Source organism: Variovorax sp. WDL1 (assembly GCF_001541225.1).
Classification (GTDB): Bacteria; Pseudomonadota; Gammaproteobacteria; order Burkholderiales; family Burkholderiaceae_C; genus Variovorax.
On record NZ_LMTS01000285.1, the window covers coordinates 9,541 to 24,500 of the forward strand.

The following is a 14,960-nucleotide window of genomic DNA, read 5'->3' on the forward strand; positions in this document are numbered from 1 at the left end:
GCCGGAACCCGCACCGGCGGGACGTCGTGCCGCGGCATGTCGGGCGCCACCAGCGCCGGCGCATCGGCATGGATCTGCACGTAAAGGCCATAGCACGCCGCCGAGGGTCGCGCGCCAAGGCGTTCCGCCAGCGCAGCGCGGCAGGCTTCGTACTGCGCGAGCGCGGCGGTGCGTTGTCCGGCCGCACCCAGCAACTCCATCAGGGCCATGTGTGCGGGCTCGTCGGCGTCGTCGATTTCCAGCAGGGCCCGAAGGTGCGCCAGGGCCTCGTCGCTGCGGCCGGCGCCGCGGGCATGGGCGGCCAGCGCGTGGCGCAGCGCCACGACGTCGCGCAACGCGCGCTGGCGGGTCGCCGCGAGCCAGCGCTCGAAGCCATCTGCGTCATCCAACGTCATCCCGTCCAGCAACGGGCCGCGCCATGCGCGCGCGGCGGCCACGCGCGCGTCGTGGGGCATCGAGGGGTCCAGCGCGGCGTGCAGCTCGCACAGGTCGATGGCCAGCGGCGCCCCGGGGGCAAAACCAACCTGGTGCGCATCGATGTCGAGCAACTCCGGCAGCCAGCGCCGCAGGCGGGTCAGCGCCACACGGAGGTTGGCGCGCGCAGCGGCCTCGTCGAGCGTTTCCCATAGCAGCGTCGCCAGCTCGGCCCGCGGCACGGGGCCGCCCTTTACCGCCAGGTAATAGACCAGTGCCTGGTGCTTCAGGGCGATGAGGCGCGTGAGCGGCTGCCCGTCCAGTTCCAGGCGTGGCCGCCCCAGCAGCAGGATCCGCAATCCCCTCACGACATCCTTTCGTGACAGCAGCGGCGACGGCGCTGCGATCCGGCGCTTGCGCACACCGATGCCGCGCCAACGCTGCACCAACGCCGCACCGCTGCATTAACGCCGCATCAACGCTCCTTCAACGCCCGAAAAACGCGGGCCCGCCACAGTGCCCAGGCGGGCTGGCACCTTAACGCCAGCCGGCTGCCACCACAAGGGAACACACCATGAACCATCAGACGCCTGAAAGGATCGCCGGTTCGGCGGTCGTCATCGGTGCCAGCATCGCCGGCCTGCTGGCTGCCCGCATCCTGCGCGAGTACTTCGCCGAAGTAGTGCTGCTCGAGCGCGACGCGCTGCCGGACGCCGCAGCCCCCCGCAAGGGAACGCCGCACGCGCTCCAGCCGCACGGGCTGCTGGCGCGCGGACGCCAGGTGCTGGAGGAGCTCTTTCCCGGCTTCACGGATGCACTGCAGGCTCAGGGCGGCCTGCGCGGCGACATCGGCAGCGAGGTCGCCGTCGACGCCGGCGGACGGCGCTTCGCCCTTGCGCCGCTCGGGGTCGACGGCATCGCGATAAGCCGGCTGGCCATCGAGGCCGAGCTGCGCCGGCGGGTGCGCGCCATCGCGGGCGTGCGCATCGTGCAGGGCGTCGACGTGCTGGAGCCGGTGCAGGAGGCGGGCCGGGTGCTTGGCGTGCGCTTTCGCGGCCACGGCGACGGTGAGCACGCCGCGCCGGAGACGATGGCCGCCACGCTGGTGGTGGACTGCAGCGGCCGCGCCTCGCGCGCCCCCCAGTGGCTTCGGGCGTGGGGCTACGCGCCGCCGGCCGAGGAGCGCGTCGTCGTCGATCTGTCCTACACCAGCGCGTACTTCCGGCGAGCCGCCGCGCCTCGGCCGGCGTTGGCGGGGGTGATCGGCGCAGCTACTGCCAGTCTTCCCCGGCCGTCGATCCTGCTGGCCCAGGAGCCCGATGCCGACGGACAGGCGCGCTGGGCGGCAGGCGTCGGCGGCTATGCCGGGGACCACGTGGAGGCCACGCGCGAAGCGATGGCGCAACGGGCGCGCGCCATCGGCCACGCCGAGATCGTCGCCCTGGCCGAGCATGGCGAGCTGATGGGCCCGCTCATGCGCTACCGCTTCGCTCACAGCCAGCGGCGGCACTACGAGCAGCTGCGCCTCCTGCCCGCGCGCTTCCTCGTGATGGGCGATGCGCTCGCCAGCTTCAACCCGGTCTACGGCCAGGGCATGACGGTCGCGGCGTGCGAGGCGCTGGCGCTGCGCCACGCGCTGGCGGGCGGGCTGGACGCGCTCCCGCGCCGCTTCTTCAAGGCCGCCGCCCGGGTCATCGACACGCCGTGGCAGCTGGCAGTGGGCGCCGACCTGGCATTGCCGCAGGTCCAGGGGCCGCGCCCCTTCCCGCTGCGCTACATCAATGCCTACGTGGCCCGTGTGCAGGCGGCTGCGGCCTTCGATCCGGCGGTAGCGCATGCCTTCGTGCGGGTGATGCATCTGCTGGCCACGCCGGCGAGCCTGTTCGCGCCCGGCGTGCTGTGGCGCGTCTGGCGCAGCGGTGCCCGTGCCGCGGCGACTGCGACTCTCCCATTGGACCGAAGCTACGAGAGCACGACGCCATGAACATCCAGACCTGTGCGTCGCCGGTCACCGCCCGGGCCCGATGCGCGTGCCGGGGAGGATGGCATCGCCCGGCGTCGACATTGGCGCGGTTGTCTAGGGACTCGCACTGATCGTCGCGCGGCCCTCTGCGACGCCGCGCTGCTCCCTCCACCAGGCCAGCATCTGGTCAAAGTTGCCGCCGAATACCCGCAGCTTGAGCTCCTCCTGGACCGCCGAGCACTGCATGGCCTCACGCATTCCAAGCCGCGCTCTTGATGAGGCCAGATCGCAGGCGAGGTAGACACGCTTGAGCTCCGCCGTGGTCAGGTTCTGCGCATGAGGCTTGTCGACCGGTGACGACGACTGGCCGTGAGCGACGTGGAGGGGCAAGGCGAGGCACAGCAGCGCCACCGCCCGAAGGGGTGCGTTCATGGACTTCTCCGTTGTTGGGCCGGCCGCGCCCGAGCCGCTCGAGCGAGCGGCAAGGACAACCAGCGGTGAATGTTCGAACAGGCCGGCGCTCGGCCTGGCTGCTTCGCTGCCTCAGCGCGATTTCAAGCGCACCGTCGGCACACCGTCGATCGCCCGGCAGGGCGGCTCGTCGGCGTCCGCAGCGCAAGTTCCTTCAACAGCGGGCAAGTACCCGCATGCGATCGAGAGGAGACGAGTCGGCTGGAACATGACTAAGTCACCGCTTCGAGCCGCTCGAGTAGACCGAACAGGGTGGACACGCCCTCCTTGCCCAGTCGCGCTTCCACCTTGCGTTGGGCCTGCTCCCACTTCGGCAGGCAGGAACTGACCAGGCGCTGGGCGCGAGTGGTCATCGTGATGCGCCTGGCCCGCAGGTCGTCACCTTCGGTGACGTCGAGCAGACGCATGCGCTGCAGCACCAGGACATTGCGGCCCAGGGTGGAACGCTCCAGCGCCATTTCCTCGGCCAGCTCCGACACATTCGGAGTCTCCAGCCTTCCGACGGCCCGCAGGAGCGCGAACTGGGCGATGGTCAGCCCGGTGGTCGCCAGCGCCTCGTCGTAGAGGCTGGTGAGAACCCGCGCCGCGCGGCGCACGCGCGTGCAGGCACACTTGGAGCGGATAGGCATGGTCCCGGTCATCCAACTACGGGTAGGTACACGCAGTATAGGCCGCGATCCTCGCGGCGCAAGCTCAAGGCAGCCGGCCAAAACCCGGCACCCGCAAGGCCCTGTCGTCCACGTCGATGCCGAAGCCCAGCCCGAGCAGATTCAGTTCCAGGCCTTCGTCGCGTGCCACCGTCACGCCCGCCAGGCCCAGCAGCGACAGTTGCCACCCGGTGCCGCTCGGTGCGCGGTCGATGAAGGTGGTCGACCCGAGGTAGTCCTTGCCGATCGCGGTGGGCGGCAGGTCCAGTCGCAGGTCGGGCACCTGCCGGGCCACCCAGGCCACGAATGTGTTGCTGTTGGGGCCTGGCCAGAGGCGGTAGGACGAGCGCCAAGGGTAGGCCGCAACGGCAGATTCGATCTGGTCGATCATGGCTTCTGCCCGTGCACCTCGATGGTCGGCCAGCAGCTCGGGATTGGCACCGAACCATTGAACGCTCGGATCGTCGACTTCGCTGGTGACCAGCGCATCACCGCCGCGCCGGGCCCGCCAGCCGACGATGTGGTAGGTGGTGTAGCGTTCCGCGCCGGCGCGCTTGACCGCAATCCAGGGGTGGATGCCGAAGGCGCCGCGCCACCGCACGATGCGAGCGCCGTAGACCTGCACGACCGCACCGCGTTCGGACGCAGGGTCAGGCGCCTGTTGGGTGCTCTCGCGACTCATCATGTACCAAGGCGTGTCCAGGTCCAGGTTGCCGGACGCCAGCACCCCCACCGGGCCGAGCATCAATAGTGCGAGCAGGCCCAGGAACATCAGCGGCCAACGCACCCGGCGCGTCGAGCGCTTCCGGATGGGAGGCGAAGCAGAGGCGTCGGTCATGTCGCGAGTATGCGGGGAGAGCGGCCGGAGCGCGATGTTCAGGCCGGCCCGGTACTCGCCCGCACGATCAACTCGACGTGCAATGGCGGCGGCTCGAAATGCTGGCCCGCGAGCCGCGCCAGCAGCAGCCGCCCTGCCGCCTCGCCGATCTCGCGGATGGGCAGGCGCACGGTGGTCAGCGGCGGATGCAGGTAGGCCGCGAAGTCGTTGTCGTTGAAGCTGGCGACTGAAAGCGCCTGCGGCACCGCGATGCCGCCCTGGTCGAGCGCGGCCAGCGCGCCGGCTGCCAGGTAGTCGGTGCCGAAGACCATCGCGGTCACCGGCGTGCGCCGCGCGAGGATCTCGCGCATGGCGTCGAAGCCTTCCGCAAAGCCGTACTCCGTCTCGATGATGGCGTGCTCGTCGAGCGCCATGTCGTGCCGCGCCAATGCCAGCGCCACGCCCTCGAAGCGGTGCCGGGCACGCTCGCTGTCCTTGCTGTGGCCGCCGACGAAGCCGATGCGCTTGTGCCCGAGCGCGGCCAGGTGGGCCACGACCTGCGCACCGGCCGCGTGCTCGTCGAAGCCCACGGCATCGCTGCCCGAGCCGGGCGGCGCCCACATCTGCACGAAGGGCGTGCGATTGGCGGCGAGCATCGACAGGATGGCCGGCGGCTGGTCGGTGCCCAGCAGCGCCACCGCATCGACGCCGCGCTCCAGCATCGCGCGCAGGATGCCCAGCTCCTGCTCGCCGCGGCCCTCCGGTGCCGACAGCAGCAGCGTGTAGCCCTGCTCAGCCAGCGTGGCCTGCAGCGCCTGGATCATGGCCGGAAAGGAAGAACTGCCGAAGCGCGGCACGACCGCACCGATGGTCTTCGTGCGCCGCATCGCGAGGGCGCGCGCTGCGCCGTTCACCACGTAGCCGAGCCGGTCGGCCGCCGCCATCACGCGGGCCCGGGTGGCCTCGCTGATCATCTCGGGCTTGGACAGCGCGCGGGAGACGGTGCCCGTGGACACGCCCGCGAGCGCCGCCACGTCGACAAGCGAGGCCGAGCGGGCGCTCGGTCCAAGGGTGCGGGACGATGGGCGGAGTGAGTTCGACATGGCGTGCGGGGTCATGGCGATCATACGTAGTTGCAAGCGCTTGCATTTTGAACGCCGCTTTCGCGCCAGTTTTCTGTGAATTGCAAGGGAAATCCCCTAGTGGACACGCCAAGCCTCGGCATCGTAAGCTCAATGCAAGCGCTTGCATAGCGCGCCGGGTCACGCTTTTCGGGGCCCGATTCCTGGAGACACCGCATGAAGACCACTTCCCCTTCCTCACGTCGGCTGCTGCTGCAAGGCGCGCTCGCCGCCGGCGCCGCCCTCGCGTTGCCGGCCCTGGCCCAGCCGGCCTGGCCGATCGCCGGCAAGCCGATCCGCATCATCGTGCCGTTCCCCGCCGGCTCCGGCTCCGACACGACCGCGCGCGTGATCGCCAAGCTGATGGGCGACGAGCTCGGCGGACACCCGGTGATCGTGGACAACAAGCCGGGCGCCGGCACCTTCATCGGCGCGCAGGAGGTGGCACGCGCGCCGGCCGACGGCCATACGCTGCTCTACACGATCGTCATCACGCACACGCAGAACCCGCACCTGTACGCGAAGCTGCCGTACGACCCGGTGCGCGACTTCACGCCGCTGGCGCAGATGGTGAAGTCGGCGACGGTGCTGATCGCGAACCCGGCCGCCCCGGTCAACAACGTGCAGGAACTGGTGGCCTATGCGCGCGCAAATCCGGGCAAGCTGAACTTCGCCTCCTACTCCGCGGGCTCCACCTCGCACCTCAACGGCGAACTGCTGCAGATGCGCACGGGGACGCGCATGGTCCACGTGCCCTACAAGGGCACGGCCGATGCCTCGCGTGCCCTGGTCGCGGGGGACGTGCATCTGTACTTCGACGGCACCGCGAGCGCCGTTGCACTGATCAAGGCCGGCAAGGCCAAGGGCATCGGCGCTGCCACGCCGGCGCGCGTGCCGGTCTTGCCCGACCTGCCCACCATTGCCGAGCAGGGCGTGAAGGGACTGGACATCGTGGGCTGGCAAGCGATCTTCGGCCCGGGCCAGATGGACCCCGCGCTCGCGAACAAGGTGGCGTCGCTGCTTGCCAAGGTGGCGCGCATGCCCGAGATGCTCAAGCTCATCGAGGCCCAGGGCAACGAGCCTTCGGGCGTGAGCGGCCCCGAGTTCGCCGCCATCGTGAAGAGCGACAGCGAGCGGTGGGGCGAGGTCATCCGCAGCGCCAAGATCAAGCTCGACTGAAAGAAGGAGACCGACTCCCATGTTCGATACCCTCATCCGCGGCGGAACCCTTGTCGACGGCAGCGGCGCGCCGCGCCGCCAGGCCGACATCGGCATTGCCGGCGGCCGCATTGCCGAGATCGGCGACAAGCTGGGCCCGGCCAGGCGCACCATCGATGCAGACGGCGCCATCGTGACGCCCGGCTGGGTCGACGTGCACACGCACTTCGACGGCCAGGCCACCTGGGACCCTTACCTCAGCCCCTCGACCGACCACGGCGTGACCAGCGTGGTGATGGGAAACTGTGGCGTCGGCTTCGCACCCGTCAAGCCCGATCGGCGCGAGTGGCTGATCAGCGTCATGGAAGGTGTTGAGGACATCCCCGGCACGGTGCTGGCCGAAGGCATCCGCTGGGACTGGGAGAGCTTCCCCGAGTACCTCGACACGCTGGCGCGCATGCCGCGCGCGCTCGATGTGGGCGCCCAGATCCCGCATTCGGCGCTGCGCGCCTACGTGATGGGCGAGCGAGGCGTGACGCACGACGAGGCGACGCAGGACGACATCCGCGCGATGGTGGAGCTTGCGCGCGAAGGCCTGCGCGCCGGTGCGCTGGGCCTGTCGACCAGCCGCACCATCATCCACAAGTACGACGGCCGCAAGTACCCGCCGGGCACCTTCGCATCGCCCGACGAGATCCTGGGCCTGGCGCGCACGCTGGGCGAAGTGGGGCACGGCGTGTTCCAGATGACCTCCAACCATTACCAGATGGAGACGGAGGTGCCCTGGCTCACCGAAGTGGCGCGCGAAAACCGCCTGCCCGTGGCCTTCGCGCTGGTGCAGACCGACCAGACGCCCGACACCTGGGCCCGGCTGCTGGCGACCCTGGACGAAACGCACAAGGCCGGCATTCCGCTCTATGGCGCGGTGGCCGGGCGGCCGGCCGGCATCCTGATGGCCTGGCTGGGGTCCACGCATCCATTCATGTCGCATCCGCTGTGGCAGCAGATCGCGCCGCTGCCATGGCCCGAGAAGCTGGCCCGCCTGCGCGACCCGCAGGTGCGCGCGCAGCTCACCGACATAGAGACGCTGATGGGTGCGGCGAAGTACGACACCCGCCTCGCCTACCTGACCCAGAGCTTCCACAAGATGTACGCGCTCGGCAGCGAGCCCGACTACGAACCGCCTCCGGAGTGCAGCATCGCCGCCATTGCCGAACGCGAGGGCCGCGTGCCGCTCGATGTGGCGTACGACATGCTCATGGCCGACGAGGGCCGCGGGATCATCTACTTCCCCAGCTTCAACTACGCCTACAACAACCTGAGCCAGCTGCACACGCAGCTGCAGCATCCGCGCACGATGATGAGCCTGGCCGATGGCGGCGCGCACTGCGGCTACATCTGCGACGTGAGCATGCCCACCTACATGCTCGCGCACTGGGCGCGCGACCGTCGCCGCGGCCCGACGCTTCCGCTCGAACTGATGGTCCAGCGCCAGACCCGCGACACGGCGGCCATCTACGGCCTGCGAGACCGCGGGCTGCTCGCCCCGGGCTACCTGGCAGACATCAACATCATCGACTTCGACCGCCTGCGCCTGCCCCCGCCCTATGTGGCCTTCGACCTGCCGGCAGGCGGGCGGCGGCTCGTGCAGACCGCCGAGGGTTATCTCGCGACGCTGAAGCGCGGCGAGACGATCATGGAGAACGGCCAGGCCACGGGTGCGTTGCCGGGCGGGCTGATACGGGGGCCGCAGGCGCTGGCGTAGCCACGCCCCCTGCCTTCACTGCCGGAAGTAATAGTGGGTCGGTCGCCCAGCCGGGCGCGGCCCCAGAAGTGGGCGAGATGCTGCGCGCAGACCTTGGGCCAACAGCAAGTTCAGATCGGTCAGCAACGGCCGTGTCTCCGCGAAGTAGGAATGGCCCAAGAAGCTCGTGTCGATGGATGTGGCGTCGATCGACTCAACACCCTCCGCAATGACGATTCGGTCGCCACCCAAGCCAGCACGGCAGCATCCATGAATCCTTGACGAGATCTGGAGCGTCTTGTCTCGACTTGATGCGTACAGTGTGAGCGGAATCCTTTGGCCCGCGATGGCAGGAACTATCTGCTCCCTGAAGACGGTTGCGTCGAGGTCGGGGGCAGCCAGGACCAGCTGGACGACCCTGGTCGTGATCGCCGGCTCTGCCTGAATCATTTCCGTGAGCGCCTGGGTGACGATGCGAGAGCCCATGCTGTGCGCCACCAAGAAGATTCTGTCCGACGAATTCAGCGCGAACAGTCTCAGAAACTTCTTGAAGTCTGGAATGCTCTGGAGCGCAGTATTCTCATCCTGCATGTACTGAGAAGGATCAGCACGGGACGCCCAGGAAAAGAACGCGGGGACACTGTCTATGCGCAAGTCATAGGCAATCTGCGCCGTCCTCAACGCCGCATCATCAAACGAAACGTTGTACCCGTGAACAAACAAGACGGTAGGCTTTCTCCCATCGGGACCGCGATACTCGTTGATCAGGTCCGCGAACCTTGTACTGTCGACCAGGGCAATGTCACGGATCATCATGTGCTCAGTCGGCTCTTCCGCAAACTCCAGCTTCCAGAGCTTCGGCCGCTCGATCTCGCCAATTTTGTGAGTCGGCGGAACAGAGACATCGACGTAACCGAATGCCATGTTCTCCCTCAGTGCGCTCGAAAAGCTATTGCGAAGCGCGCCACGCGTGTCGTCACTTGCTTTGCGATTGGTGCCAAACAGCAGCCTCACGATGTCGGGTCCTGGCTTGAGCTGTGGTAGCTCACCGGGCTGGAGTGACGTCGGTTGACCCGTTTCCCGGTACGAACGATGCATCCCAGCTACAGCGCCGACACTCCTGCCACCCAGGATGCCTGCGAGCCGGCCGCCCCCTGCCCCACCGCCCCTCCCGCCACCGCCTGCTCCCGGGATTACCGCGGATTCCGACTCCATCGGACCGGAAACATCGGGAGCCGGGAGCGGCGCATCGCTTCCCGCTGAATGGGCAGGATCGGGCTGGGGCAGAGCAAGCTTCGGCGGCACAGTTGCCGGTGGAATGGTCGCGGCAGGCGGTGGATCCGTTGACGCCATGTCGGCAACCCTGTCAAGTTCGGCTGTTGTGGCACATCCGGTGAGCACTCCCGTCAGAAGCAATGCCGCGATACCACCACACTGAGGACCAGTCCAGAGCCCGTGAAAGAACCTCATACTGTTTCTCCTCACCGCCGCGGTATCCCGCAGTGATAGCACTTCCTTTTCCCTGCAGCAATCCCCACTGTGGAGGGCTTTGCACGGCGAGCAGGAGTAGCGACCTAAAACAGTGGGGCCGCAAACGCTGGTCCCTTCTTTTCACCCCAGACAACGAGCATGCCCGCGAGCCAACCCGGAGGATCGGGATCGAGCCCCGAGCCGTCATTCCAGCCCAGCGCGCATTTCAAACCTCCGCCCACATCCGGAGCAGGTTGTGATAGTGCCCCGTCAGCGACACCGTCTCCTCGCAGTCCCCCACCCTGGCACGCAGCTTCTGTATCGCCTGGTCCAGCTCGAACAGCATGGCGCGCTGCCGGTCGTCGCGCACCATGCTCTGCACCCAGAAGAACGAGCACACGCGCGCCCCGCGGGTCACCGGGTGCACGCGGTGCAGGCTGCTCGACGGGTAGAGGATGAGGTCGCCGGCGGGCAGCTTGACCTCGTGCGTGCCGTAGGTGTCGACCACCTCGAGGTCGCCGCCGTCGTACTCCTCGGGTTCGCACAGGAAGAGCGTGCATGAAAGATCGGTGCGCAGCTGGATGTTGCTCACCGGCACCGAGCGAACGGAGCCGTCGATGTGCAGCCCGTAGTTCTCGCCGCCCTCGTAGCGGTTGAAGAGCGGCGGCACGAAGCGCAGCGGCAAGGCGGCCGAGAAGAAGAGCGGGTTCTTCGACAGCGCGGCAAGGATGGCCTGGCCGAGTTCGCGGCCGACGGGCGAGAGCTCCGGCAACTGGCGGTTCTGCTTGACGCGTGCGCCCTGGGGGCCCACCGTCTCCCGGCCGTCCACCCAGTCCGCGGCGTCCAGTGCGGCGCGCATCTCGCGCACCCGCTCGGGAGCGAGGACGCCGGGAACATGCAACATCATCTGGAGGGTCTCCAAAAAAGGGAAGAACCCCGGCCTTGCAGCCGGGGCTCCGAGTGTCGCGCCGCGGTGTGGCGCGGCGTGACGTGACGTGGGTGCGACGTGGCGCGGCGATCAGAACCTGAAGTTGGCCGACAGCAGCGCCGAGCGCGGCGTTCCGAGCACCAGGCGGTTGCCGGCATTGTTGACGCGCGCCAGGTAGAACTTGTCGGTCAGGTTGTACAGGTTGAGCTGCACGGAAACGTTCTTGTTGATCTCATAGCCGATCATGGCGTCGAACACGGCGTAGCTGGGAATCTCCGGGAAGAACGAGGTCGGCGTGGCGGCCGCGTTGCTGGTCGAGCGCTGTTGCGTTGCCACGTAGCGCGCGCCGCCGCCGATGGTGAGGCCGTTCTGGAACTTGTAGCTGGTCCACAGCGTGGCGGTGAGCTTGGGCGAGTAGCGGACCTGCGCGCCCTGCTGGGTGGCGCTGGTGCGCGAGCCTTCGAGGATCTCGGTCTCGATGTGGGCGAGGCCGGCGATCAGCTGCCAGGCCGGCGTGATCTGGCCCACCGCGCTCAGCTCGACGCCCTGGACACGGGTCTTGCCGTACTGCTCGAAGTTGCCGAAGGTGTCGACCTGGACCTGCTCGTTCTCGTTGGTGGTGCGGAAGAGCGCACCCGCCAGGGCCAGGCGGCCGTCCAGCACATCCCACTTGGTGCCGATCTCCGCCGTCTTGGACTTCTGCGGGTCGAGGTTCAGGTTGTTGATGTTGGTGGTGGCCGTGGTCTGGAAGGCGAAGTTGCCGCCGGGCGGCTGTGCGCCGGTGGCGTAGGCGGCATAGATGCTGCCGTTGGGCGCGGGCTTGTAGACGAGGCCGATCTTGCCGGTGACGAGGTTGTCCGATTTTTCCTGCGTCATGGCTGTCTGCGCACCGCCCACGGTGGCCGGCGCACCGAGGCTGAAGTAGTGGGTGCGGTAGTGCTCGAACCGCAGGCCGCCGGTCAGCAGCCATTGCTCGTTGAACTTCATGGTGTCGAACACGTAGGCCGCGGCGGTGGAGGTCTTGCCCGCCACCGATGCGCCGTTCGGCAGCACGGGCACGAACGGCCGGTAGATGTTCGGCAGGTACAAGCTGTTGTAGGCCAGGTAGGAGCCGCCCACCAGCTGGCCATTGGTCGCATTGATGAGGGCGGCCATCGTGCCGTTGTCCTGCTCTTCGCGCGTGAGCTCGATGCCGGCGTTGAGGGTGTGCTTGACTGACCCCGTCGCCAGCTCGGCGCTGAGGTTGGTCTGGTTGGTCAGGATCTCGTTGCGCTGGAGCTTGCCTTGCGGCAACACGCGGGTGGACCAGGTCAGCGGGTTGAAGATGTTGGGCGTGAGCAGGCCATTGCTGAAGGGGGCGGTGAGCACGAGGTCCTGGTCGGTCTTGCCCCAGCGCGTGAGGTTGCGCAGCTTGAAGCCGTTGCCGAAGTCGTGATCGACGCGCGCGGTGAACATGTCGGCCTTCACGTTGTCGTGGTCCGAGAGCAAGCCGTAGTAGTTGCGGGTGTCGGCCTGCGGCCCGTTGCCGCCGCGTGCCGAAAGCTGCGACAGATAGAAGCCATCGAGGCCGACGGTCGGCAGGCCGCCGTCGGGGCGGTTCCGCTGGTCGATATGCTGGTACTGCAGGATCACGCGGGTGGGCGTGTTCAGGCCGAAGGCGATGGAGGGCGCAACGCCCCAGCCCTTGTTCTCCACGTAGTCGCGGCCGACGACGCCGCTGTCCTGCTTCATCACGTTCAGCCGGAAGGCCATGGAGCCGGTCTCGTTGAGCACGCGGTTGATGTCGCCGGTGACGCGCTTGTAGTCGCCGCTGCCGATGCCGACGCTGCCGGCGAAGAAGTTCTCCGCCAGCGGCACCTTGCTGACGAGGTTGATATACCCCGTGGGCGCAGTGCGGCCGATATCGGCGCTGGCGGGGCCCTTGACGACTTCAACCGCCTCGACGTTGAACATGTCGCGGGTCACGGTGCCGATGTCGCGCGCGCCGTCGATGAAGACGCTGCCGGAAGTGTCGAAGCCGCGCAGGAAGACCGCGTCGCCCGTGCTCGTGTTGCCGTTCTCGCCCATCTGGAAGGTGACGCCGGGGGTGTTGCGCAGCGCTTCCGTCAAGGTGGCGGCGCCCTGCTCCTGCAGCACTTCCTTCTTGATGACGGTGACGGTCTGCGGCGTGTCGACCAGGGGTTCGCTGAACTTGGGAGATGAAACGCGGTCGGCCTTGAAGGTGTCTGCGGTCGCTTCGACCTTCACCTCGCGCAGGGTGGAAGTCGAGCCGGCCGCGGTCTGCGCGGAGGCAGGCAAGGCAAACGCCATCAACGTGGCAGCCGCGGCGGCCGTGCCAAAGGGGGGAAGGCCGCGCGCGACTGTGTGCTTGCGGCTCTTGATATACGCCATGAAAGGATTCCTCCAGGATTGAAATCGGGTGGGAACTTCACTGGCGGGTCCTCGCGGCGCACCTGGGCAGTGCGGGGGATTGGCTGGCTGAGTTCATTCGCCGGGGTGCCCGGCGAATGCGACGCAAATGATAACGACTATCAATAACAAAGTTCACGCGTTGTTCACATCCGCAACAAACTTCGTCCGCGATACGTTGCCTGGTCGCAACGTCCGAGATGCCCGAATGCGGCGATCAGTAGACGTCGCGCCGGTAGCGTCCGGCAGCGGCAATCTCGTGCAGGCGGTCGCGGCCGAGGATCTGCCGCAGCGCGGTGTCCACGCCGGAGGCCATGCCCTGCAGGCTGCCGCACACGTAGAGCGCGGCGCCGCGATCGACCCAGGCGCGCAGCTCGTCCGCGGCGTGGAACAGGCGGTGCTGCACGTAGCGCCGCTCGCCGTGGCGCGACTCCTCGTCGCGCGAGAACATCATGTCGAGGCGGGCGAGCGCTCCGGCGGCGACCCAGCCTTCGAGTTCGTCGCGGTACAGGAAGTCGTGCTGCGCGCTGCGCTCGCCGAACACGAGCCAGTTGTCGTGCAGGCCGCGGGCGACGCGCTCGCGCAGATGGCTGCGAAGGCCCGCCAGGCCGGTGCCGTTGCCGATCAGGACGAGCGGTCGATCGGCGTTGCCGTTCAGGCGGAAGTTGCCGTGCGGGCGCAGGCGCAGCGGCACGGCATCGCCCGGCGCGAGGTCCGCCGTGAGCAGGCCGGACGCGGCGCCGAGCGTGCCGTCGGGGTGCTGCTCCTGGCGAACCAGCAGTTGCAGTTCGCCATCGGCCGGGATCGAGGCGATCGAGTAGTCGCGCGGGCGCTGCGGGTCGGAAGCCAGCCGGATCTGCGCCAGGTCGCCCGAGGCCCAGTGCGGCAGCGCGCCGCTCGACGGTGCAAAGGCCAGATGGAAGACCGGCGCGCCGGCGCTGCCTGCGTTGAGCTGCCTGCGCGCCACCAGCCGCCATGGCCGGAAGGCATCGCCGGGAGCCGCTTCGCTCGGGTTGCCGGCGCCCTCGCCCTCGCCCTGCCCCTGCCACTGTTCGCGCCAGAGCGCCATCGCGGTGTCGTCGCCGTTGTCGACGTCGATTCGCGCGAAGGCCGGCACGGCGCCGCTGTCGCGCAGCCAGCCATCGAGGCGGCGCCCGAAGCCGCAGAAGTGCGCGTACTGGCGGTCGCCCAGCGCGAGCAGCGCATAGCGCAGGCCCGGCAACTGCGCGCGCGCTTCCATGATCCGTTCGACGAAGGCGCTGGCGCCATCGGGCGCATCGCCCTCGCCGTAGGTGCTGGCCACGAACAGTGCGCGGGGGGCGGCCTGGAGGGTCGCGAGGTCCAGTTCGTTGAGCGACATCACGCGCACGGCCGCACCTCCCGCATGCAGCCAGCGCGCGGTCTGCCAGGCGATGGCCTCGGCCTGGCCCGTCTGCGTGGCGTGCAGCACCAGCATCGGTTCCCCGGCGGCGGCGAGCGAGGCGGCGTCGGCCACCAGCGCCTGCGCGCGCCGGCGCTCGCGCTGCCAGATGGCCGCACACAATGCACCGTAGGCGAGGACCGATGCCGTCGCGGCGAGCTGACGCCAACTGTCGTCCATCAGTCGGGGCGTGCCTTCTTCCAGGCGGCGCTTTCGCGCCACTCGAGCCCTTCGGCGCCGCGCACGCTGAACAGCGCGGCGATGCCGTGGGCATCGGCAAAGCGCATCCCTTCGTTTGGCCCGAGCACCGTGAGCACGGTGGCCAGCGCGTCGGCCTGCATGCACTGCGCGTGCAGCACGGTGACGCCTGCCAGTGCCGCCCCTACCGGCTGGCCGTT

General features: G+C 68.5%; 13 protein-coding genes. 3 read left to right on the plus strand and 10 right to left on the minus strand.

Going from position 1 to position 14,960, the window contains the following annotated elements:
- A partial coding sequence (locus tag APY03_RS34270) for an AfsR/SARP family transcriptional regulator (protein WP_269747414.1) occupies positions 1-860 on the minus strand: 860 nt, incomplete at its 3' end.
- A 128-nt stretch (positions 861-988) separates the two neighbouring features.
- Between APY03_RS34270 and APY03_RS34275 the strand changes: the two genes are divergently transcribed.
- Positions 989-2,398: an FAD-dependent oxidoreductase gene (locus APY03_RS34275; RefSeq protein ID WP_068684390.1), complete on the plus strand. Its 1,410-nt coding sequence runs from the start codon at positions 989-991 to the stop codon at positions 2,396-2,398.
- A 93-nt stretch (positions 2,399-2,491) separates the two neighbouring features.
- Here the strand turns inward: APY03_RS34275 and APY03_RS34280 are convergent, their stop codons facing one another.
- The 4 genes from APY03_RS34280 to APY03_RS34295 form a co-directional block, all read right to left on the minus strand.
- Entirely contained in the window at positions 2,492-2,809 is a 318-nt protein-coding gene (locus APY03_RS34280) for a hypothetical protein (RefSeq protein WP_068684392.1), read from the minus strand.
- Positions 2,810-3,060: 251 nt separating this feature from the next.
- Positions 3,061-3,477, minus strand: a complete 417-nt coding sequence (locus tag APY03_RS34285) for a MarR family winged helix-turn-helix transcriptional regulator (RefSeq protein WP_068684394.1) — start codon at positions 3,475-3,477, stop codon at positions 3,061-3,063.
- Between the two features lie 64 nt (positions 3,478-3,541).
- The gene (locus APY03_RS34290; RefSeq protein WP_197913170.1) at positions 3,542-4,333 is read right to left on the minus strand and encodes a DUF3750 domain-containing protein; all 792 of its coding nucleotides are present in this window, start codon (positions 4,331-4,333) and stop codon (positions 3,542-3,544) included.
- Between the two features lie 38 nt (positions 4,334-4,371).
- Positions 4,372-5,430, minus strand: coding sequence for a LacI family DNA-binding transcriptional regulator (locus APY03_RS34295; RefSeq protein WP_232324518.1), 1,059 nt, complete (start codon positions 5,428-5,430; stop codon positions 4,372-4,374).
- Between the two features lie 180 nt (positions 5,431-5,610).
- On the opposite strand from APY03_RS34295, the gene APY03_RS34300 reads away from it, so the two are divergent.
- Both APY03_RS34300 and APY03_RS34305 read left to right on the plus strand, forming a co-directional pair.
- On the plus strand, positions 5,611-6,612 hold the full coding sequence (locus APY03_RS34300; protein ID WP_068684396.1) for a Bug family tripartite tricarboxylate transporter substrate binding protein: 1,002 nt from the start codon (positions 5,611-5,613) through the stop codon (positions 6,610-6,612).
- Between the two features lie 19 nt (positions 6,613-6,631).
- Complete coding sequence (locus APY03_RS34305) at positions 6,632-8,356, plus strand: N-acyl-D-amino-acid deacylase family protein (protein ID WP_068684398.1); 1,725 nt, start codon at positions 6,632-6,634, stop codon at positions 8,354-8,356.
- A 15-nt stretch (positions 8,357-8,371) separates the two neighbouring features.
- Here APY03_RS34305 and APY03_RS34310 read toward each other — a convergent pair whose 3' ends face one another.
- The 5 genes from APY03_RS34310 to APY03_RS44960 all read right to left on the minus strand — a co-directional run.
- Positions 8,372-9,349, minus strand: coding sequence for an alpha/beta hydrolase (locus APY03_RS34310; protein WP_162487172.1), 978 nt, complete (start codon positions 9,347-9,349; stop codon positions 8,372-8,374).
- 682 nt (positions 9,350-10,031) lie between these two features.
- Complete coding sequence (locus tag APY03_RS34315; RefSeq protein ID WP_068684400.1) at positions 10,032-10,712, minus strand: Fe2+-dependent dioxygenase; 681 nt, start codon at positions 10,710-10,712, stop codon at positions 10,032-10,034.
- Positions 10,713-10,823: 111 nt separating this feature from the next.
- Positions 10,824-13,124, minus strand: a complete 2,301-nt coding sequence (locus APY03_RS34320) for a catecholate siderophore receptor Fiu (RefSeq protein WP_068684402.1) — start codon at positions 13,122-13,124, stop codon at positions 10,824-10,826.
- A 235-nt stretch (positions 13,125-13,359) separates the two neighbouring features.
- Positions 13,360-14,742, minus strand: a complete 1,383-nt coding sequence (locus APY03_RS34325) for a sulfite reductase subunit alpha (protein ID WP_068684416.1) — start codon at positions 14,740-14,742, stop codon at positions 13,360-13,362.
- A partial coding sequence (locus APY03_RS44960) for an FAD:protein FMN transferase (RefSeq protein ID WP_232324519.1) occupies positions 14,742-14,960 on the minus strand: 219 nt, incomplete at its 5' end. The genes APY03_RS34325 and APY03_RS44960, both read right to left, overlap by 1 nt.